Source organism: Pseudomonas agarici (assembly GCF_900109755.1).
Lineage (GTDB): Bacteria > Pseudomonadota > Gammaproteobacteria > Pseudomonadales > Pseudomonadaceae > Aquipseudomonas > Aquipseudomonas agarici.
Genome location: NZ_FOAR01000010.1, coordinates 77,705 through 99,353, shown reverse-complemented (window position 1 = coordinate 99,353; position 21,649 = coordinate 77,705). Strand labels below are relative to the sequence as shown.

The window sequence follows — 21,649 nt, the reverse complement described above, 5'->3', positions numbered from 1 at the left end:
ACCTGACGGGCCAGCGTATCAATACGCTAGTAAATGCTGTTTAGGTGCGCGATTCCGTAACCAAACCAGCACGCAACCTGTTGGATGTGACGTGTGCAGTTCTGAGCCTTCACCGAAGAGACCGAACGCATCACAGTATTCAAAACAGTCAGGAAATATGCGCGTTTCTCAGGCCTTCGCCCAGTGCACCTGCGTGGGCTGCAATGAACGGCGGTGGAAGTGCGTTACCAATCATCAAAGCGATGGATTCTTTTCCATGGCTCACGTCAAATTTATAGCGCAGGGGGAAGCCCTGAAGAATTGCCGCTTCCCTAAGCGTAATTGTTCGGTCTTCTGCGGGATGAAGAAACCTGCCTTTAGAGGGATTGTGGCAACCGCTAGTAATGGTAGGCGACACCTCATCCCAAGCCATTCGCCCATATACATCGTTGAATCCATCGGATTTTTTATGGCACTCTAACTTGTATTGATCTGGTAAATCTTTACGACTACCACCATTTTTCGGAATCAAAGAAATCAGCTGACGAACTTCAGGTGTGCGGTTTTCCCCTACAGCATGAAGTGTATCTTTAGTCAGCTTCGGGCTTTCCAGTCTCCTCAACGCCTCGCGAACTGTAACCCGCTTTAAGGATTTGCTCGCTAGCGCAGGGGTGTGTACAAGAGAAGCTAACATAATCAATCGTTTACGCCTTTGAGGTACTGAATAGTCCGCGGTATCCAATACGTTTACGACGATTTTATATGTAAGGGTCTCAAGTTTTTTACATAGCGCGAGAAATCCAGGATCTTTCGCTAGAGCAGGTACATTCTCCAGCATGATGGCCTTAGGTTTCATAACTTCTACGAACCTGAAGAAATCACTTACAAGATCATTTCGATCATCTTGAACAGATATTTGCTGATTCTTGGTGCGCAAGCGAGAAAAACCTTGGCATGGAGGACAACCTGCAAGTAGATCTAAATCCCCTGGTTGCATTCCGATATCATGCAGTAGCTGATAAGGATCTAATGTTCGTATATCTTGTTTGTAAAGGCGGACTTTGGAGTGATTAAGCTTATAAGTCGCTTGCGCTTTGTGATCAATTTCCACTGCGGCGAGGACTGCAAAACCAGCCTTCTTCAAGCCAAGAGTCAATCCACCGCAACCACTAAATAGATCTATGGCGTACAATCGTTGATCAATATTTCCCAGAGTACTTATCATATCATAAAACCAATTTATACATCAATAATCGCAATATTTGGTAATCTATGTGATTTTTTGAGCTGACGCCAGATAGCTCTTAAGAATCTGGGCAAGTTCATGAATTTCTTTAGAAGTCGATCTATTGGTAGCCAGCAATGTCACACCAAATTCATCTGTTCGTTCATTGGTTACATCCTTTCCAAATAATTCTTCCACCAAATGCCTTAAGGTATCCTTATGCTCAAGTGAGGTCAATGCTTTTGGGTCGGCCTTACCTGCGGCACGGAGCACCAATTCCTCCGGGGACTGCGTGGGAATGAATTCCACATTCTTCCGAATCCAAGCTAAATATTTTCTTTGGGCATTGAATAGTTGCAGCGTATTCCCACCTCCTGCTCCACCATCGACGATCAAGCGAGGCTCAAGACCCACAGAGTCTTTTATGATCTGTGTAAGAGTTGAGTTTTGAGATTCAGGAATTGCACTTGGATCAATAAATTCGTTTACTCGGCGTTTATCCCCATCAAGAAGAACCAATGTATGCATTGGTGTATCAATCAACACAGGGATCTGATACATCAGAATCGTGTCCGCGCCGCCGCTGGGGTACTCAACGTTAAATACTCGCCGTTCTGCGTCATCGGAGAGGGTAAGCAGGGCCTGTTGTACTACTTCCTTGGCTAGACGGTCTTCTACTATAACGCGAACTCGGCCTCCATCTTCTGCTCCCAGTCGTCGGAAAGCTGCATAGGGATGCGTCGACGGAATAACAGAAAACCGCCCATCATCCAGCTGATGGAAGGTTTTAATGGCATCATCAGGTAATGCAGCAACCAAGTGAGGCGAGTGCGTTGAAAATACAATCTGGAGCTGCCAGCTGCGAGCTCTGCACGCCAAAAACGCGAGTAATCGTTCTTGCGCACCTGGATGCAAAGAGACCTCGGGCTCATCGAGTAATATCAAGGTACCTTTTGTGGTCCCGAGAACCTGAACAACACAACTGGTTACTGCAACTTCTCCACTACCTGCAAAGGCCTCGGAGTACCTTCCATGTTTTGTTTTGAATACGATGCTAAGCCCACCATCCCCCTTGAATAGCCGATGCCGAATCCAGCGCGCCTCCTCATAGTCTCTGCCTAACACGAAACTTACAGTTTTAAGTTCTTCTTGATTTAGTAGCCGATTCTCTGTGGCTACTTTACGATTTCGGTAAAGATACGATGTATCACCTGCTGCAATCACTCGAGATAGCAACTCGGCATCATGCCTGACCTGATCTTTTTTGTTTATTATACGGCGTGGATTAGGCTTTTTAGGACTCGCGTCAGCGACTTTGGCGCTGGCATCTTTCATCGGTTCTACTGGCATAGGCTTAGCACTAGTTTGTAATGCTGGATTTTTACCAAAATAAAAATATTTATCAAACGCGCTTATTTCTTTTCGAAAGTTAATGTAGAGCACTTTTCGCATAACGGGATTCCATCTATCCTTGCTGCGCCCTATGTATTTTTTTCCCTGCTTTAGTGCGGGCTCGACCATGTCGTCGCCCGGGCTTTCTTTTGTTGGCTCCCAATAGTTCGGGTCAAGACGGCCGTCTCTAAATTTCCTCACTCGAGCCTTTCTGGTTTCTACTACTGCCTTGAGCGTCGGATTTTGATGACCATAAATAAATCGACTCGGGCTGCCTTCACCTTCCTCGATAGGATCGACTTTAGTGCTGAACCAATACTGCCCTGTAGATTTTCGAGCAGGGGCACCATACAGAGCATTCAGTACCGAGGTCTTACCTGATCCGTTTACTCCTACCAAAGCTGTAATTGGGAAGGTGAAATCGAGGCGAGTGTCATCTACAATATTTTTATATCGGGGAAACCGTATATGGGTGATATAACCAGGGAATATTTTTTCATATTTTCCACGAGTCAATTCAAGCTTGGCTAGCTCTTCCCTCAAGTTCAACATCTTTCCCTGTTCCCCAAATATGTGCATCAAATTATGTCGTTTTTAACTAGCTGCTACAGATAGCTGCCATGTAACACCTAGCATATAAATATTGACTTAATAGGTGTTTTTTCCCAGATCATATGGTGTAGTTAAATCCAAGGATCGAGCATGGTTGACGCCCGAGAGCCTTGCTCTGTTGATCTTATAAAAAACTACCTGATCAATCCAGCGATTTGATAGGTCTTAACTGCTTTTACTCGCGTTCTCAACGTCCTTGGCGACAGGCCTCCGTGTCAGGATAGTTGTCGCCTCTGCGAACTTTCCTAAAAAAGCATATCGGGGACGGAAAGAGACTGGTCGTGCCGTACTATTCACCTGAACGCAGAGCCGCATTACTCAAGATGATGCTTCCCCGCTGAACCTGTCGATGGCCGAGGTTTCCCGGCGCGAAGGGGCGGCGAAATGTCTTTGTCCAACTGGCGCAAGCAGCTCAGCTCTGAAGGAAATACAGTGTCCGAAAACAAGCAACTGACCGAGAACTGGTCAGTCGAAACCAAGTTTGCTGTCGCGCTTGAAGCGTCCGGTTTGTCCGAGATCGAACTGGGCGAGTATTGCCGCCGCAAAAGCCTTTACCCCGAGCAAATCACGGCCTGGCGACAAGCCTTCATCACCGGCCAGAAATCGCAAAAGGCTCTGCAAAAAGAAGAGTGGGAGCAGGCGCTCAAAGACAAGAAACGTATCCACGAACTTAAGCGCGAACTGCGCCGCAAAGACAAGGCGCTCGCTGGAACAGCCGCGTTGTTGATACTGCGAAAAAAGCTCAACGACTACTGGGGGACCGACAACGAAGACAACTGACATTGTTGCCAGAACATCAGTTACTGGTTGACTAGCTGGGCCAGGCGGTCGCGTCATGCGCGATCACAATCTGCTGCTACAACGACGCGTAAAGCAGCCCGGCGTCCAGCGCAGGCATGAAGGCCGAATCGCGGTCATGACCAGTGATACCCGCTGGTGCTCGGACGGCTTCGAGTTCCGCTGCGACGACGGTGCGAAGTTGAGCGTGACCTTCGCGCTGGATTGCTGTGACCGCGAAGCCATTGGCTGGGTCGCCAGCCCGACAGGCTACAGCGGCGATGACATCCGAGACTTGATGTTGGAAAGTGTGGAGAAGCGATTTGGGGATCAACTACCGAGCACGCCGGTGCAATGGTTGAGCGATAACGGCTCGGTCTATATCGCCGAGCAGACGTGTCAGTTTGCTCGCCAGATCGGCTTGGAGCCGGTGACTACACCCGTGCGCAGCCCGCAGAGCAACGGTATGGCGGAGAGTTTCGCGAAGACGATCAAGCGTGATTATGTGGCTCATATGCCCAAACCGGATCGAGAAACGACCTTGCGCAATCTGACGATTGCCTTCGAGCATTACAACGAGCAGCATCCACACAGCGCCTTGAAATATCGGTCGCCGAGAGAATTTAGGCGCTTGGCAGCCGCATCAATTTAACGGGGAGTTGGTGTCCGGTCTTCTGGTAGGGGCAAGTCCACGTACAGGAATCCCCAGAAACACTGGCACAATCGACCGTTGCTCAGCTAACCCTTTGCTTCTTAAGCTTAATCCCGGACAATCGCGCCCCTCTTATGGCCGGGGCACTGCCTGTGACGCGTTTTTTCTGCTCCGGTCGCGTGGTAATGACCGGCTAACGGAGATTCGACCGGATGAATGACCAGGCCAACAACGCCGACGAACGCTATGAATCGGCATCCGCTTCACTGAGCAACGGGAGCCGCCACGACACCACTTGGATGCTGGGCCTGTTCGGCACGGCGGTCGGTGCCGGGACCCTGTTTCTGCCGATCAACGCGGGGTTGGGTGGCTTCTGGCCGCTGTTGATCCTGGCGCTGCTGGCGTTCCCCATGACCTTCTACGCCCACCGTGGCTTGACCCGCTTCGTGCTCTCCGGGCGCGACGGCGCGGACATCACCGAAGTGGTGGAAGAGCATTTCGGCTTGACGGCCGGGGCGTTGATCACCTTGCTGTATTTCTTCGCGATCTTCCCGATCCTGTTGATCTACAGCGTCGCCCTGACCAACACCGTGGGCAGTTTCCTCGAACACCAGTTGCAGATCACGCCGCCGCCGCGAGCCATTCTGTCCCTGGTGTTGATCCTCGGCCTGCTGGCGGTGGTGCGTTGCGGCGAGCAGGTGATCGTCAAGGCCATGAGTATGATGGTTTACCCGTTCATAATTGCCTTGCTGTTTCTCGCAGTGTTTCTGATTCCCCACTGGAATGGCGGCATTCTCGCCACTGCCGACAGCTTGCCGCAACCCTCGGCGTTGTTGCACACGCTGTGGCTGGCGATTCCGGTGATGGTGTTTTCGTTCAACCATTCGCCGATCATTTCCGCCTTTGCGGTTGACCAGAAGCGTCGTTATGGCGTGCATGCCCAAGCGCGCAGCAGCCTGATCCTGGCCCGGGCTCACGGCCTGATGGTGGTGATGGTGCTGTTCTTCGTATTCAGCTGCGTGCTGACCCTGTCGCCGGCGCAATTAGCTGAGGCCAAGGCGCAGAACCTGTCGATCCTGTCCTATCTTGCCAACCACTTCAGCAACCCGACCATTACCTTTGCCGCGCCGCTGATTGCCTTTGTGGCCATCGCCAAATCATTCCTGGGGCACTATATCGGCGCCAGCGAAGGCCTCAAGGGGCTGGTGGCCAAGAGTGGCCGCAAGCCGGGGGCCAAGGCCCTGGACCGCATGACGGCCGCGTTCATGCTGCTGATCTGCTGGCTGGTGGCAACCCTGAACCCGAGCATCCTTGGCATGATCGAGACCCTCGGTGGGCCGATTATCGCGGCGCTGTTGTTCCTTATGCCGATGTATGCAATCCGTCGGGTGCCCGCCATGCGTCAGTACTCCGGGCAGATCTCCAATGTGTTCGTGACACTGGTGGGCCTGGTGGCGATTTCTGCGTTGATTTACTCGCTGTCGACCTGACGGCGAACGGCCCGGTTGCCGCTCGATATGGCCACTGCCATTAGACCTTGGACGACTGACAATTTTATCAAATGTTACTGTTTTGTAAGGGGTATTAATAATTTATTTAACACAATGGGTGCTGAGTCGTGATTAGAGTCAGGGGTGAAGGAGAACCCATTCTTACAAGGTATAGGACATCAGCATGAAATTGATCTGCGTGGTACTGGCTTTTTTATTGGTATCGCTGGGGGGTGGTGTCTGGGCGGACCAGCAATCTTCCAGAAAGGACAAGCAACGCGGGCAGGCCGGTGAGTTCGACTATTACCTGCTGGCATTGTCCTGGTCGCCGACATTCTGCCTGACCCATGCCGGCAGCGCACAATGCACCGGCAAGGGCTACGGCTTTGTGCTTCACGGCCTTTGGCCGCAATACGCACAGGGCGGTTGGCCGCAGAATTGCGCGCCGTTGACTCCCTTGTCGGTCGAGCAGCGTCAACAGGGCCTGACGCTGTTTCCGACGGCCCAGCTGATGAAGCATGAGTGGAAAAAACACGGCACCTGCAGCGGCCTGGGCGCCAGCGCTTATCTGGACACCACCGATCGGGCATTGGGCAAGGTACGGATTCCCGATGCATTGCAACCCTCCACGCAGGTGCGGGAGTTCTCCGCCGAGGAAATCGCCCAGTTGTTCCGGCAGAGCAATCCAGGCATGCCGAACGATGGGGTGTCGGTGAGTTGTAGCGGCCCGCAACTGTCGGAGGTGAGGGTGTGCCTGCATCGGGACTTGGAATACGCATCCTGCGGCAAGGGCGTGAACAGCCAATGCCGGACCGGCAAGGTGCGATTGCCTCCGGTTCGTTGAGCCAGACACAGGTCTGTTTGAAGATGACCCCGAGCGGCCGGGCGCCGGGCAAGGAGCAGGTGTAATGGACATTTGCGTGGTGGGCGCGGGTATTGTCGGTTTGAGCAGCGCCTGGTTCCTGCACCGGGCCGGGCATCGGATCACGGTTGTCGAGCAGGCGTCCGGTCCCGGCATGGGCGCCGTGGCCGGCAACGGCGCGCAGTTGAGCTACAGCTACGTGCAGCCGCTGGCCGACCCGTCATTGTTGGCGGGTATCCCGAAACTGCTGCTCGACCGTAGCGGCCCTTTGCGCTTCACCCCGCAATGGAGCCCGCAGCAATGGCGCTGGTGCATGGAGTTCCTGGCGGCCTGCCGGACCTCGGTATCCCGCCAGACCACCGTGGAGCTACTGGCGCTGGCAGCCGAGAGTCGACACGCTCTGGAGGCGTTCATGCAGGAGCAGCACCTCGATTGCGATTTTACCCGTACCGGAAAACTGGTGCTGTACCCAGATGCTGAGAGCCTGGACAAGGCGCAGCGTCAACTGCGCTTTCAGGCCGGCCTGGGATCGCATCAGCAATCCATCAGCGCCGGCGAAGCGGTGGCGATAGAGCCCGCGCTGGCCGGCTACCGGTCGGCGTTCCACGGCGCGATTCATACCGACAACGAGTGTGTGGTGGATGGTCTCAAGCTGTGTCGCGAAATGGCTCGGATCATGGCCGATGAAGGCGTGCGATTTTTGTTCGGGCACAAGGTCGAGGGCTTCCAACGCCAGGGCCAGCGGATCGACGCATTGAACCTGCGGCATGCCCGTGACGGGGTTCAGGTGCTGCACTGCGAGGCCGTGGTGCTGGCGGCGGGGGCTCATAGCACCGGCTTGCTGGCGCAACTGGGCAGCCACCTACCGGTGTATCCACTCAAGGGCTACAGCATTACTTTGCCGATTACCGAGCACAGCCGGGCACCGTTGGTGAGTATCACCGACATACGCCGCAAGACCGTGTTCGCCCGTATCGGCGAGCGCCTGCGGGTTGCGGGGATGGTGGAGTTGTGTGGGATGGATGCATCGATTCCGGCTGCGCGCATCGAGCAACTGCGAGCGTCGACCGAGGCACTGTTCGGAACCGGCTGGAACACCGCGGATTGTCAGCCCTGGAGTGGCTGGCGGCCGGCCACGCCCACCGGTCGGCCTGTGCTTGAATGCCCTGCGGGCGGTAATCTGTACCTCAATACCGGCCATGGCGCACTGGGCATGACCTTGGCCTTCGGCAGTGCGCGGCGACTGGTTCGACTGGTCGAACACACGACCGGCTGAAAGCGCCGCTGATTCTTGCCCCACCCATGTCCCCGAGGGAGTAGAGGAGCGCGCCTGTGTAACGCCGCTCCCCCTCAACCCAGCACTTCGCGCAACCGATGCCATAACATCCCCAATGCCAACAGCGGCGAGCGCAAGGCCTTGCCGCCGGGGAAGGTCATATGCGGGACCGCGCCGAAGATGTCCATGCCCCGGCTCTGGCCGGCATGGATGGCTTCGGCCAGCAGGCGCGCGGTCCAGTGGGTCACGTTGACGCCATGACCCGAGTATCCCTGGGCATAAAATACATTCGGGTGTTGCTGCAAACGTCCTACTTGGGGGAAGCGGTTGGCAGTGATACCGATCTTGCCGCCCCATTGGTAGTCGATGCGCACATCGGCCAGCATCGGGAATACCTTGAGCATCTTCGGTCGCATATAGGCACCGATGTCCGCGGGGTCCCGCCCGGAGTAGTGGCAGGCACCGCCGAACAACAGGCGGCGCTCGGCGCAAAGGCGGTAGTAGTCCAGGCCAACCTTTTGGTCGCACAGCGCCAGGTCCAGCGGGATCAGTTCGGCAGCCATTGCCGGAGTCAGCGGTTCGGTGGCGATGATATAGCTGCCGGCGGGCAGGACCTTGCCGTTCAGCCGTGGCTCCAGGTCTTCCAGGTGTGCATTGCAGGCCAGCACCAGGCTGCCGGCGCGCACCGAACCGGCGGCACAGCGTACCTGCACGGTGTCACCATGAACCAGTTCGAGTACCGGGCTCTGCTCGAAGATCCGTACCCCCAGCGACTCGGCCACGCTCGCCTCGCCGAGGACCAGGTTGAGCGGATGCAAATGGCCCGAGCCCATGTCGATCAGGCCGCCGGCATAGATGCTCGAAGCCACCACCTGGCGCATGTCCCGTGGCTCGACAAGCCGCGTTTCATGGCTGTAGCCCAGCTCCGCCAGATGCTCCTGCTCGGTGCGCAACGCAGCGAACTGCGCTGCAGTATTGGCCAGTTCGCAGAAACCCCAGCGCAGGTCGCAGTCGATGGCATGCTGGCGGATACGATCGCCGACCACCGCCACCGACTCGATACCGGCACGTTCCAGGTAACGCACCCCGTCGGTGCCGACGTACTTGGCGAAACCGCTGACATCATGACCGATGCCGCGGATCAACTGACCGCCATTGCGCCCGCTGGCGCCCCAACCGATTCGCCGACCCTCGACCAGGATGACCGAAAGTCCGCGCTGGGCCAGCTCGATAGCCGTGTTGACACCGGTGAAACCGCCGCCGATCACGCAGACATCGGCGCTCAGATGCGATTCGAGTCGGGGACGATCCGGTATCGAGTGGGCGGACGCGGCGTAATAGGAGCGGGTATGTTCCATTGTGCGGTCATGGATCATTTGTTGGTCTTCACTTTGCTCCAGGAGCGGGTCATCAGGCGCATGATTTCCGGTTTCGGGGTGGTTGAAATATACAGTTTGTCGAGGACTTCTTGCGGTGGGTAGACCTCGGGATTGTGTACCAGCTCGGTATCCATGTATTGCTGTGCAGCGGGGTTGGGGTTGGCGTAACCGACGGTCGCGCTGACCTTAGCGATCACCTGGGGATCGAGCAAGTAGTTGATGAAGGCATGGGCCTCTTTCACATTGCTCGCATCGGCGGGGATCGCCATCAGGTCGAACCATAGGTTGGCGCCTTCCTTGGGAATTGAGTAGGCGATATTGATGCCATTGTTGGCTTCCTTGGCCCGGTTGGCGGCCTGGAACACGTCGCCGGAGTAGCCGAAGGCGACGCAGATATCCCCGTTGGCCAGGTCCGAGATGTACTTGGAGGAGTGGAAGTAGGTGATGTATGGCCGCAGGGTCAGCAGCTTGGCCTCGGCTTTCTTGTAGTCCTCGGGATTGGAGCTGAGCGGGTCCATGCCCATGTAGTTGAGGATCGCCGGGAACACTTCGTCCGGTGAGTCCATAAGGGACACGCCGCACTGGCTGAGTTTCTTCAGGTTCTCGGGTTCGAACAGCACGGCCCAGGAATCGATATGGTCGATGCCCAGGGCCTGCTTGACCTTCTCGACGTTGTAGCCGACGCCGTTGGTGCCCCACAGATAAGGAACCGAGTGCTCATTGCCCGGATCGTTTTTCTCCAGCAGCTTGAGCAGTTTCGGATCGAGGTTCTGCCAGTTCGGCAGTTGCGAACGGTCGAGCTTGAGGAAGGCCCCGGCTTTTACCTGGCGAGCGAGGAAATGGTTGGAAGGCACGACCACGTCGTAGCCGGTGCGTCCGGCCAGCAACTTGCCCTCCAGGGTTTCGTTGGAGTCGAACACGTCATAAATCACCTTGATGCCGTTCTTCGCCTGGAAGTCGGCGAGGGTGGTTTCACCGATGTAGTCGGTCCAGTTGTAGACACTGACGGTCGGTTCAGCATGAGCCGTGGCGCTGAACAGCAGCGCCAGGGCAACCGGAATCGCGGATTTCAATAGACGCATAGCGCACCTCGTTTAATTGTTTTTATCCCAGGAGTCAGACACTCAGCAACAGGAACTCGCGCTCCCAAGAGCTGATCACACGCTTGAAGTTCTCATGTTCGGCCCGCTTGACCGCCACATAGCCGCGCACGAACTGGGTGCCTAGGTAGCGATCAATGGTCGGGCAGTCTTCCATGTGAGCCAGGGCGTCTTCGATGGTGATGGGCAGCCGCAGGTTGCGGCGTTCATAGGCTCGGCCTTCCACGGGGGCGTTGGGCTCGATGCCTTCGATCATGCCCAAGTAACCGCACAGCAGGCTGGCGGCAATGGCCAGGTACGGGTTGGCGTCGGCGCCCGGCAGGCGGTTTTCCACGCGCATGGCCTCGGGGCTGGAAGTCGGTACGCGCAGGCCGACGGTGCGATTTTCCTCGCCCCATTCGACGTTGACCGGCGCCGAGGTGTCCGGCAGGAAGCGGCGGAACGAGTTGACGTTGGGGGCGAACATCGGCAGGACCTTGGGGATGTATTTCTGCAAGCCGCCGATGTGATGCAGGAACAATTGGCTCTTGGAACCGTCGTCATTGACGAAGATTGGCTTGCCGGTGGCGATGTCGATCACGCTTTGGTGCAGGTGCATGGCGCTGCCGGGTTCGTCGGCGATGGGCTTGGCCATGAAGGTCGCGGTGACGTTGTGCTTGAGTGCCGCTTCGCGCAGGGTGCGCTTGAACACAGTGATCTGGTCGGCCAGGTCGAGGGCGTCGCCATGACGGAAGTTGATTTCCATCTGCGCCGGGCCATCCTCGTGGATCAGCGTGTCGAGGTCCAGACCTTGCAACTCGCACCAGTCATAGACATCTTCGAACAGCGGATCGAATTCGTTGGCGGCATCGATGGAGAACGACTGTCGACCGCTTTCGGCGCGGCCCGAGCGGCCCAAGGGTGGCTTGAGGGGCAGGTCCGGATCTTCGCAACGCTGGGTCAGGTAGAACTCCATCTCGGGGGCCACGATAGGTTGCCAGCCCTTGTCGGTGTAGAGCTGCAGGACCTTCTTCAGGACATTTCGCGGCGACAGCTCGACCGGATTGCCCTGTTTGTCGAAGGTGTCGTGGATCACGATAGCGGTCGGCTCGATGGCCCATGGCACCACATAGATCGCCGAAGCGTCGGGCCGGCAGATCATGTCGATATCGGCGGGGTCGAGCAGGTCGTAATAGACATCGTCGTCGACGAAGTCCCCGGTTACCGTTTGCAGCAGCACACTTTCCGGCAGGCGCATGCCTCGTTCATGCAGGAACTTGTTGGTGGGTGCTATCTTGCCGCGAGCGATACCGGTCAGGTCGCTGACCACACACTCTACTTCGGTAATCTTGTGTTCTTTCAGCCAGGAAGACAGCTGATCGAAAGGGGCATTCATAAGGACCTCGTCGTTGGTTTTATCAACGCCAGGTTAGACCTCCCGCCTGCCAAAAAAATAGCGGGAAGCTTCCCCTGTAGCGCATTGACGACTATCTTGAGCGAGCGTTGCGGTTCCATCTATCCATTTTTTTATCCCTAAGACGCACCAAAAAAGTGCGCGATGGTCAGCCCATGACACAGTCAACCCCCTTGCGGGTGCAAGCGTTCAACACCGCCGATGTGGCCGAGCAGATACGGGCGACGCCGGGTTGGGTCCAGCATTACCAGCAAATGTCGCCGGGGCATTTCGCCGGGCAGATTCGTTATCTGGACCTGCATGGCGTGGAGATCTACGAGGAGTGTATGAATACCCGCATCGAGCAGAGTTTCAGCGCGCCGACAGGATCGCTGGCGTTCTGTTTCGATCGCAGTGACAACGCCTTGTATATGCTCAACGGCGAGAGTCGCAATATTTGGATCACCCCGGAGAACTATCGGGAGGTGGCGGTGGTATTCGGGCCGGAGTTCGTTCGGCGCCACGGCCTGGATGTCGCACGGCTGGAGGGGCTGTTCCTGGCGCCGCTCAATTCGCAGCAAAACGCGTTGTTCAGCCGCTGGCTGAGCGGGACGCTGACGCGTCTGGCACAGACCTTTGATCCGCCGAGTCGGGAAGCCTTGACTGAGCAACTGCTGGAAGACTGCCTGTATATCCTCGACAACGCCTGCGTGCGCCTGGACCCAGGTTCGCTGCGGCGCCGAGCGGAGGAGCGGGGGATTATGAAGCGTATCGGCGAATGGGCGGTCGATACTCCCGAGGAGACTCTCAACCTGCTGCAACTTGCCCAGGTCGCCGGGGTTTCATTGCGCCAGTTGCAGCATGCCTTCAAGGCGTTCACCGGGATGACTCCGAGCCACTGGTTGCGTCTGCGCCGGCTGAACAGCGCACGCAATGAGTTGCTGCGCAGCCGTAATCTGGAGACCACGGTTGCCGAGGTGGCGATGCATTGGTCGTTCTGGCACTTGGGGCGATTTTCCGGCAGCTACCGGGCGCTGTTCAAGGAGTTGCCGAGCGAGACCCTGAAACGTCGGCAACTGATTCGCTAGGCTTTGTGCGAAATGCATCGGCGCTCGCGCATGCGGCGTTGAAAGCCGGCTGGCCTGGCCTTCGCTCGAAATTTTGTACAGAGCCCAGGCGAGTCTCAGAGACCGCCCAGCAAGTCGTGAGCGTTGAGCAGTTCGAAGGCGATGTGCGGGCGCTTCTCCAGGCCACGACGAATCGCTGCCGGGATCGACTGACGCGTCTTGCGGCACATCCCGGGCAGTTCATCGATATGAATGCCGATGCCGCGCATGGTGCGCACTTCGTTATGCCCTGGGGCGATGGTCACGCGAATGCCCAGTTGTTCATACATCCTCTGTTGCAGGCGTTCGAGGTCAGCCAGGCTCTTGAGGTCTGCGAGCCGGTCGAGCAACACCTTTTCTTCCTGGCGGGTCAGGCGCAGGATTCGCAGGTCGGTGCCGGGTGTGTCCAACAGTCGCTCTCGCTCGCAAATGCAGGCGCCGGGTGGACAGGGCTGGCGGATCGCAGGCGTGGGGCTCATGGACTCCGATCATAGTTAATCTGGATGGTTTTTGCTCATTGGCGTTGCACCGCGCTGAGCACTTCATAGGCGGCCTTGACCCGTAGCGGATTCGGGTAGTTCTTGTTGGCCAGAATCACAATGCCGATTTCCTTGGCCGGCACGTAGGCGACATAGGCGCCAAAGCCGCCCGTCGAGCCGGTCTTGTTGACCCAGCTATCGGCGTGGGGTGGTTGGGGTGCCTTGAACCAGCTGGTTTTTTGCGGATCGAGCATCTTGTTCGAATTACCCTCGGTCAAGGTATCCAGCTTGACAGGGTAGGGGTAAAGCTCCCAGCCCAGGCCCTGTGTGGTGTTCCCGAACTGGTAGTAGCCGGTGTGTGTCAAGGCGATTGCCTGCTGCAACGGTGCTTCCAACTGTTGTGGGTTCATGTTCACCAGAACGTAATGCAGCAGGTCGCTGGAGGTGGTCTTGATGCCATAGGCTTCGGAGTCCAACGCTCCAGGGCCAACCCTGGAAGGGGAGTTGTCTTTCCTGTAGCCCTGGGCATAACGGCTCATCTGAGCCTTCGGAACCCTGATGTAAGTGCTCTGCAGTCCCATTTTGGGGAGCAGTGTCTTTTCCATCAGGTCGTCGAACGGCTGGCCCAGGCTCCTGGCTGCCATATAGCCGAACAGGCCGATGCTCGGGTTCGAGTACTGCCGTTGTTCGGCGGCAGGATAGGGCGGTTTCCAGTGTTGGAAATAGCTCATCATCTTGTCGGAACTGTCCGCTTCACTGGGAAATTGCAAGGGCAGGCCGCCGGCGGTGTAGGTGCCAAGGTCAAGCACGTTGATCTTGTCGAAGGCACTGCCACGCAGCTCGGGCAGGTAGTGGCTGGCGTTTTCCGCGAGCGACAACTTGCCCTGGGCGACGGCGTAGCCGGCCAGGGTGGCGGCAAAGGTCTTGCTGACCGAGCCGATCTCGAACAGGGTGTTTTCGCTCACTGCCTCTTTGCCGGTCTTGGAGGCGACACCGTAGTTAAAGTAATGTGTCTTGCCCTGGGCGAGCACGGCTACGGCCATGCCGGAAATGCCCTGTTCCTGCATAAGCGGCTGAATCGTGGCGTCCACCACTGCCTTGAGTTCGATGGGTGTCGCGGCGGTGGCCAGGCAGCTTACGGAGCTGAGTAGGCAAAGGGTGGTAGCGAATAATGTGCTACTGAAAGGGATATTTTTTGGCATAGTCGGCTATTTTCCGTGGATGTTGTCTTATTTTGTTACGTTTTCGCCGAGCAGGCTTCAGCGCAAAACACGTCCGTGTTCGACATAGCTGATGGGGTAACGATCGATATATCGGACTTTGGTAAAGGCTGTGAAATTCGGGACAACAAGGGACCTTGATTGCACTGCGAGGCTCAATCTAAGCGATGATCTGGTTAGCGACAAACGACAAATTTTCGGATTAGCCATTAGAAAAACTAGGAGTTAAAGCGTGCTTCGACCTCACCTGCCCCTGAATGCGCTACGTGCATTCGAAGCCTCGGCACGGCATCTGAGTTTTACCCGGGCGGCAGTGGAGTTGTGCGTAACCCAAGCGGCGGTCAGCCATCAAGTCAAGGGGCTTGAAAGTCAGTTGAAGGTTACGTTGTTCAAGCGTTTATCCCGCGGACTGATGCTGACCGCCGAAGGCGAAAGCCTGTTGCCGGTGCTACGCGACTCCTTTGATCGCATCGCGCAGACCTTGGGCCGGTTCGAGGGCGGGCATTACCGCGAGGTCCTGACAGTGGGAGCGGTAGGCACCTTCGCGGTGGGTTGGTTATTGCCACGGCTAAGGGATTTTCAGGCCAGCCATCCGTTTATCGACCTGCGTCTGTCGACCCACAACAACCGGGTGGATGTGGCTACCGAAGGGCTCGACTTCGCCATCCGATTTGGCGCGGGGGCATGGCATGGAATCGACGCCATGCGCTTGTTGGAGGCGCCACTGTCGGTCTTATGCATTCCGGAAATCGAACGGCAACTCCACACCCCGGCGGATGTGTTGAAACAGACATTGCTGCGTTCCTACTGCGTGGACGAGTGGTCCGAATGGTTTCAGGCTGCCGGATTGCCGAGCAACAGCCAGGTCTGCAACAGCATTGTCTTCGATTCTTCGTTGGCGATGATAGAGGCAGCGCTGCAAGGGGTAGGCGTGGCCCTGGCACCGTCGATGATGTTCTCCCGGCAATTGGACTCCGGTGATATTCGCCAACCCTTCGATATAAGCATCGCCACGGGCAGTTACTGGCTGACAAGGCTACAGTCACGTGCGCCGACACCGGCGATGGCTACCTTTCGCCGTTGGCTGGTTGAGCAGCTTTCCTGAGCCGCTTGGCGATGTGCATAACCGCCAGCAAAGATCGTGCGCAGCTTCAGACGTGAATCAGGGCAATGGCAAAAGACACTACGATTGCACAAGCAATGGTCAAATTCAGATTCATGATTGAGGGTCCGGCGGGGTAGAAGGTGGCCCATCTTGTAGCGAATCGCAGGAAATAAAAAATTCTGTTTTGCGATTTGAATGATCAATCGAAGTGATGATTCAAGCGTTGTGTCATAGGGGCGCAGACGGAGTCGGCGCATGACACGGGACTGGCCGCAAGTGGGCACAGTGGCTGACGCAAGCGCAATTGCTTGCGTATCGACATGCCTACACCCTCTCGGCGAATTTGCTTTTCTGAGTGGCCACGGGGTCTTACAGTCTTCTTAAGCTGTTGATTTGTGCTGTCTTTTGATGTCTAATTTGCCGCCTGCTACACCGCCTCGATGGTGAAATTGGTAGACACATCGCACTTAAAATGCGCCGCCGCAAGGTGTACCGGTTCGACTCCGGTTCGAGGCACCATTCCCCACCAAAGCCGCTCGTTCCAGCCCGCATCACCATCATTCAAACTTGAGCTAACGCACTATCGTAGGCTGTTAGCGGTGTTCTTGGGCTATCGCCCCAATCAGACCTTGGGATCCTCATGGGGCTTGAGTGGATGCGCGTACTGCGGCTTGAGCTTGCCGTCTTTGTCCAGCAGCCATGCATCGAGGATTTCGCGCACCACAGGGCCGGCTACTCGGCCACCGGCCTCGCCGTTCTCGATCATCACCGAAATCACGATCTGCGGATCTTCCGCCGGAGCGAAACCGACGAAGAGCGCGTTGTCGCGGTTACGCTCGGAGGTCTTCAGGCGATCGTAGCGTTCCCCTTGCTTGATCGCCACCACCTGGGCGGTACCGCTCTTGCCGGCAATCCGGTACTGCGCGCCGACGGCCGCCGCTCGGGCAATACCGCGTGGGTCATGCATCACCAGTTGCATGGCGTAGTTGACTTGTTCCCATTGCTTGGCGTCGCGCAACACGATATTCGGGATCGGGTTCTCGTCCACCGGTGCCACCTGGTCGACCGACTTGGCCAGGTGTGGGCGATTCCACACTCCCTTGTTGGCAATCAATGTGGTGGCCTGGGCCAGTTGCAACGGAGTGACCTGCATGTAGCCCTGGCCGATCCCGAGAATCACCGTTTCTCCCGGAAACCAGGTTTGGCGGCGGGTGGCGCGTTTCCATTCGCGAGAGGGCATCAGCCCCGAAGACTCCTCGAACATGTCCAGGGAGACTTTCTGCCCAATCCCGAACTTGTACAGGTAATCGTGCAGCCGATCGATGCCCAGCTTGCTCGCCAGATCATAGAAATAGGTGTCGTTGGAACGCATGATCGCCGCGTTCAAATCGACCCAGCCGTCGCCGCTGTGGTTCCAGTTGCGGTACTTATGATCGACGTTGGGCAGTTGGAAGTAGCCGGGGTCGAACACCCGTGTCGAGGGTGAAATCACTCCACTGTCGAGACCGGCGATAGCCACCTCCGGCTTGATTGTCGAGCCGGGGGCATAGAGCCCGCGCAGGGCACGATTGAACAGCGGACGGTCGATGGAATCGCGCAGGGCCGAGTAATCCTTGGCGCGGATACCGGTGACGAACAGGTTCGGATCGAAACTCGGCTTGCTGACCATCGCTAGCACTTCGCCGGTCTTCGGATCGATCGCCACCACTGAGCCGCGTCGGTCGCCCAGGGCGTTCTCAGCGACTTCCTGGAGTTTGATATCCAGGCTTAGGACGATGTTCTTGCCGGGAATCGGATCGGTGTGCTTGAGCACCCGCATGACCCGGCCCTGGGCGTTGGTCTCGACTTCCTCGTAGCCGACGTGACCGTGCAGTTCTTTCTCGTAGAAGCGCTCGATGCCGGTCTTGCCGATGGACTGGGTGCCGCGGTATTCCACGGGATCGAGTTGCTTGATTTCCTTCTCGTTGATCCGTCCGACATAACCCACCGAATGGGCGAAATGCTCGCCCAGTGGGTAATGTCGCACGAACTGCGGTTCGACCTCGATCCCCGGCAATTTGAATTCGTTCACGGCCAGCAGGGCGATCTGTTGTTCGGTCAGTTCGTAGAGCAGGGTCACCGGCTCGAAGGGATGGCGCGACTGCTTGAGCGCCTTGCCGAACAGGGCCCGGTCTTCTTCCGGCAGATTGAGGATGCTCATTACCGTGTCCAGCACGTGACCGACGTCACCGGCACGTTCGCGGGTGAGGGTCATATTGAAACTGGGCTGGTTGTCGGCGAGCACTTCGCCGTTGCGATCATAGATCAGCCCGCGTTCCGGCGGGATGGGCAAGACATGGACCCGGTTATTTTCCGAGACCGTGGAGTTATAGGAAAACTCGGTGACTTGGAGAAAGTAGAGGCGGCCCACCAAGGCAGCAGCGAGTCCCAGCACCAGCAGGCCACAGGCGATCAGGCGCTTGTTGACCAGGTGTTTTTCGGTCTCGTGATCCTTGAGATGAATGGGATCGGACATGAGGAACCTGTCTTATACAAAAGAAGTCAATGATAAAAGTGTTACTGATAGAAAAAACAAATAGATAGGTGCTTAAATGGGTGCACACGATACCAAGAAGTAGCGGATTTAGGGGCTTTATTGAGGGCAATCGGCCAAAAGACGGAGTTCGCCTATTGGCAGGGGGGGACCGGCAGGCGTGATCTTGCGAACACTCTGTTGAAGCACGGTTGCCTCAGCCGCATCGGCAACAGTTTTACAAAAAGCATTGTCAGTGATTGTTTCAAACCGGCATGCTTGGCGGCTTCTCCTCTTCGTCGTAGAGACCTGTCTCACATGCCTGCCGTGGCTGCTCACCCGACTGATTCCGCCTCGCGCCGTTCCGCCATCGTTCTGGCCCTGTGCCTGCCCGGGGATGTCCTGCTTTACTTGTTGCTGCCGATGAACAGCATGGCCTTTGGCGTGACCCTGGCCCAGGCCGGGGTGCTGCTGGCGGCCAACCGCCTGGTGCGGATCTTCGGTTACGGTTATGTGCTGCGCTATTACGCCCGCCACGGAGACCGCTCGACGCTGATGCTGGCAGCGGGCGTCAGTGCGGTGTGCGCCCTGGGCAATTCGTTGATCTGCGGCTTCTTCTGGCTGTTGTTGCTACGCCTGGGTTGGGGCTTGTCTTATGCGGCGTTGAACCTCTCGACGCAAGTATTGGCAACCCTGGAACCGACGGGGGCCGCGCGCCGGGCAGGGCGTTCGCGGGCGGTGATTGCCATCGGCCCGATGATCGCGTTGTCCGTGGGCGGCTGGTTGAGCCTGCAGTTCGGCCCGCGATTGATTTTCCTGCTGCTGTGTGCGGCCTCGCTGATCGGCTGGTGGGTGGCACGCGGCTTGCCGACGGTGGGGCATGAGTTGTCGGCACCTTCCGGACGGCGCTTCAAATGGCCGGACAGTGTCTCGATCTGGTCGTTTGTCGAAGGTGTGGCGTTGGATGGGCTGTTTATCTTCGGCCTGTCGTTGCAGGCCTCCGCCGTGCTGGGCGGCAATGCGGTGATCATTGCCGGGGCATTGATGGCCCTGCGCTATATTTCGGAAATGCTCCTCAGTCCCTTGGGTGGCTGGGCGGCGGACAGCTATGGCGTGGTGCGGATGTTGCTGCTGTTGTCGATCCTCAGTGGCCTTGCCCTGGCAGCCTTCGGCAGCCATTGGCTGATCCTCGGCGCCGGATCGGTGCTGATCCTGCGCGCGTTGCAACTGCCGCTGGTGGTGACCCTGGTGGCCCGACGCAACCCCGGCCCTGCAAGGGTCCAGGCGCTGGCGTCCAATGCAGTGTGGCGCGATATCGGTGCCGGTGTCGGGCCTTTGCTGGCAGGGGTGTTGCTGCCGGTGGCCTCGGCCAGTTGGGTCTACTCCCTGGCCGGTCTGGCGATTGCCTTGAGTGCGGTGGGTTGCGCGGTGTCGCGGCGTTAGGCCTGATTCCTGGCGTCTGCCCAGCGACACTGGGCACGATTGCCGGCTGCATGAGCGCCCCAATCGACCTGGTAGCCTGTGCGGTGAGTTCGTTAGCCCAAGTTAGGATGCCGGAGGTGAACAGCAACGCCGGTCAGGGCTTGTGGCACCGAAATTGGCCAGTAGGACTCACCACACAGGTCACTAGGGTATTTGACCGCTACACAAACTGCGCCCGGCACGGTTATGCTGGAACGCACAGAGTTAGCACGGTGTGGGAAGGGCTCAATGGAAAAAGTCATTGTCATCACCGGCGGTAGCCGTGGTATCGGCGCGGCGACAGCGTTGTTGGCCGCACAGCACGGGTATCGGATCTGCATCAACTACCTGACCGACGCTGACGCCGCCCATAAGGTGCAGGAACAGGTCCAGGCACTGGGCGCCCAGGCCATCACGGTACGGGCGGATGTCAGCAGCGAGGACGACGTGATCCACCTGTTCCGCAGAGTGGATGCCGAACTCGGCCCCGTCACTGCGTTGGTGAACAATGCCGGAACGGTCGGACACCGGTCGCGGGTCGATGAAATGTCCGAATTCCGCATTCTGCAAACCCTCAAGACCAACGTGCTGGGGCCGATTCTCTGCTCCAAGCATGCGGTGCTGCGCATGTCGCTGTGCCATGGCGGGCAGGGTGGAAACATTGTCAACGTGTCCTCGGCGGCGGCGCGAATCGGTTCGGCGAATGAGTACGTCGACTATGCCGCTTCCAAGGGCGCGCTCGACACCTTCACCCTGGGCCTGTCCAAGGAGCTGGCGGGCGAGGGGATTCGGGTCAACGCCGTGCGTCCCGGTTTTATCTACACCGGATTTCATGCCCTGAGCGGCGATTCCAAGCGGGTCGACAAGCTGGCGTCGGCGATTCCGATGGGGCGTGGCGGTCGCGCCGAAGAAGTGGCCGAAGGTATTATCTGGCTGCTCTCGGACCAGGCTTCCTATGCCACCGGCACCTTTATCGACCTGGCTGGCGGGCGCTGACGCAGTTCACCGTCTCGCGGTGATCGCGAATGGGCCGCAGGCACGGAGGAAATGGCCTTAGCGCGTGCGGTCCCACGCTTGAGGTACCGCCGTCGCTGGACGACAGGACGGGCACGCGGCGGCGCGCCAATCAAATCACCGACTGGTTGGACGTGACCTTGACGTGGTGGCGGCCATCGACGGCACCGGCGCCGGTCAAGGCGTCGGCTTCTGCTTCGGTAATCCAGATCGCCTTGCCGTTGAGTTCGGCGCGGGACATGCTTTTGGCGTCGTCGGTAGTGATCCTGACGTTCTTGGCCAAACCGTGGACACAGGTGTCGTGTTCTTCCAGGGTGCAGGTCTGGTTGGATCGATCGATCTTGATGGGCATGGTGTACTCCTTTTGCTCTGGCGCCCCGTCACTCTTGGAACCGAGTCTATGCTGGCTTGGCGATCACCGGCGGTAGCGTGGTTGGCGGGTCGATTTTGGGTGGCGGGGGGCTGCCGGGCGGCTCTTGCTCCGGTACCGGCTGGGGCTCGGTCGGCGGCAAGGTCGGTTGGTCGATATTGGGATCGGGCGTTTGCGCCGGAATCGGAATATTCATGAAGTGACCTCTTTTATGCACGGTCTGGGTGCCTCGTGTAACGGTTGACCTTGTTCATTCAAGATTGACT

General features: G+C 57.6%; 17 protein-coding genes, 1 tRNA gene and 2 pseudogenes. 10 read left to right on the top strand and 10 right to left on the bottom strand.

The window, feature by feature from the left end:
* Positions 1–148: 148 nt before the first annotated feature.
* Together BMX68_RS11570 and BMX68_RS11565 are read right to left on the bottom strand one after the other, a co-directional pair.
* Positions 149–1,204: a DNA cytosine methyltransferase gene (locus BMX68_RS11570; RefSeq protein ID WP_074862203.1), complete on the bottom strand. Its 1,056-nt coding sequence runs from the start codon at positions 1,202–1,204 to the stop codon at positions 149–151.
* Positions 1,205–1,249: 45 nt separating this feature from the next.
* The gene (locus tag BMX68_RS11565; protein ID WP_157214223.1) at positions 1,250–3,148 is read right to left on the bottom strand and encodes an AAA family ATPase; all 1,899 of its coding nucleotides are present in this window, start codon (positions 3,146–3,148) and stop codon (positions 1,250–1,252) included.
* Between the two features lie 341 nt (positions 3,149–3,489).
* Between BMX68_RS11565 and BMX68_RS11560 the strand changes: the two are divergent.
* The 5 genes and pseudogenes from BMX68_RS11560 to BMX68_RS11540 all read left to right on the top strand — a co-directional run.
* Positions 3,490–4,020: pseudogene (locus tag BMX68_RS11560) on the top strand (IS3 family transposase); the annotation flags it as partial.
* A gap of 17 nt (positions 4,021–4,037) precedes the next feature.
* A pseudogene (locus BMX68_RS11555) lies at positions 4,038–4,637 on the top strand (integrase core domain-containing protein); the annotation flags it as partial.
* A 212-nt stretch (positions 4,638–4,849) separates the two neighbouring features.
* A complete protein-coding gene (locus tag BMX68_RS11550; RefSeq protein WP_017131202.1) occupies positions 4,850–6,127 on the top strand; it encodes a serine/threonine transporter in 1,278 nt (425 codons plus the stop codon).
* A 184-nt stretch (positions 6,128–6,311) separates the two neighbouring features.
* Positions 6,312–6,971, top strand: coding sequence for a ribonuclease T2 family protein (locus BMX68_RS11545; RefSeq protein WP_017131203.1), 660 nt, complete (start codon positions 6,312–6,314; stop codon positions 6,969–6,971).
* Positions 6,972–7,035: 64 nt separating this feature from the next.
* Entirely contained in the window at positions 7,036–8,265 is a 1,230-nt protein-coding gene (locus tag BMX68_RS11540) for a D-amino acid dehydrogenase (protein WP_017131204.1), read from the top strand.
* 74 nt (positions 8,266–8,339) lie between these two features.
* On the opposite strand, the gene BMX68_RS11535 is transcribed toward BMX68_RS11540, so the two are convergent.
* The 3 genes from BMX68_RS11535 to BMX68_RS11525 are packed head-to-tail and all read right to left on the bottom strand — an operon-like array spanning position 8,340 to position 12,119.
* The gene (locus BMX68_RS11535; RefSeq protein ID WP_017131205.1) at positions 8,340–9,641 is read right to left on the bottom strand and encodes an NAD(P)/FAD-dependent oxidoreductase; all 1,302 of its coding nucleotides are present in this window, start codon (positions 9,639–9,641) and stop codon (positions 8,340–8,342) included.
* On the bottom strand, positions 9,638–10,726 hold the full coding sequence (locus BMX68_RS11530) for a polyamine ABC transporter substrate-binding protein (protein WP_017131206.1): 1,089 nt from the start codon (positions 10,724–10,726) through the stop codon (positions 9,638–9,640). The genes BMX68_RS11535 and BMX68_RS11530 overlap by 4 nt, the downstream gene beginning before the upstream one ends.
* Positions 10,727–10,760: 34 nt before the next feature.
* Entirely contained in the window at positions 10,761–12,119 is a 1,359-nt protein-coding gene (locus BMX68_RS11525; RefSeq protein ID WP_017131207.1) for a glutamine synthetase family protein, read from the bottom strand.
* Positions 12,120–12,292: 173 nt separating this feature from the next.
* On the opposite strand from BMX68_RS11525, the gene BMX68_RS11520 reads away from it, so the two are divergent.
* Entirely contained in the window at positions 12,293–13,204 is a 912-nt protein-coding gene (locus BMX68_RS11520; protein WP_026013092.1) for a helix-turn-helix domain-containing protein, read from the top strand.
* Between the two features lie 95 nt (positions 13,205–13,299).
* On the opposite strand, the gene BMX68_RS11515 is transcribed toward BMX68_RS11520, so the two are convergent.
* Positions 13,300–13,701: a hypothetical protein gene (locus BMX68_RS11515; protein ID WP_017131209.1), complete on the bottom strand. Its 402-nt coding sequence runs from the start codon at positions 13,699–13,701 to the stop codon at positions 13,300–13,302.
* Between the two features lie 35 nt (positions 13,702–13,736).
* Positions 13,737–14,903, bottom strand: a complete 1,167-nt coding sequence (gene ampC / locus BMX68_RS11510; RefSeq protein WP_017131210.1) for a class C beta-lactamase — start codon at positions 14,901–14,903, stop codon at positions 13,737–13,739.
* Between the two features lie 250 nt (positions 14,904–15,153).
* Between ampC and BMX68_RS11505 the strand changes: the two genes are divergently transcribed.
* Both BMX68_RS11505 and BMX68_RS11500 read left to right on the top strand, forming a co-directional pair.
* The gene (locus BMX68_RS11505; RefSeq protein WP_017131211.1) at positions 15,154–16,026 is read left to right on the top strand and encodes a LysR family transcriptional regulator; all 873 of its coding nucleotides are present in this window, start codon (positions 15,154–15,156) and stop codon (positions 16,024–16,026) included.
* Positions 16,027–16,460: 434 nt separating this feature from the next.
* Positions 16,461–16,545 (top strand) — tRNA-Leu (locus BMX68_RS11500).
* Between the two features lie 103 nt (positions 16,546–16,648).
* Here the strand turns inward: BMX68_RS11500 and mrdA are convergent.
* The gene (mrdA, locus tag BMX68_RS11495; RefSeq protein WP_017131212.1) at positions 16,649–18,541 is read right to left on the bottom strand and encodes a penicillin-binding protein 2; all 1,893 of its coding nucleotides are present in this window, start codon (positions 18,539–18,541) and stop codon (positions 16,649–16,651) included.
* Positions 18,542–18,856: 315 nt separating this feature from the next.
* On the opposite strand from mrdA, the gene BMX68_RS11490 reads away from it, so the two are divergent.
* Entirely contained in the window at positions 18,857–19,981 is a 1,125-nt protein-coding gene (locus BMX68_RS11490) for an MFS transporter (protein WP_017131213.1), read from the top strand.
* 267 nt (positions 19,982–20,248) lie between these two features.
* Positions 20,249–20,995, top strand: coding sequence for an SDR family oxidoreductase (locus tag BMX68_RS11485; protein WP_017131214.1), 747 nt, complete (start codon positions 20,249–20,251; stop codon positions 20,993–20,995).
* Between the two features lie 130 nt (positions 20,996–21,125).
* Here BMX68_RS11485 and BMX68_RS11480 read toward each other — a convergent pair whose 3' ends face one another.
* Both BMX68_RS11480 and BMX68_RS25905 read right to left on the bottom strand, forming a co-directional pair.
* Complete coding sequence (locus BMX68_RS11480; RefSeq protein WP_017131215.1) at positions 21,126–21,365, bottom strand: DUF3203 family protein; 240 nt, start codon at positions 21,363–21,365, stop codon at positions 21,126–21,128.
* 46 nt (positions 21,366–21,411) lie between these two features.
* On the bottom strand, positions 21,412–21,579 hold the full coding sequence (locus BMX68_RS25905) for a hypothetical protein (protein WP_017131216.1): 168 nt from the start codon (positions 21,577–21,579) through the stop codon (positions 21,412–21,414).
* Between the last annotated feature and the right edge of the window lie 70 nt (positions 21,580–21,649).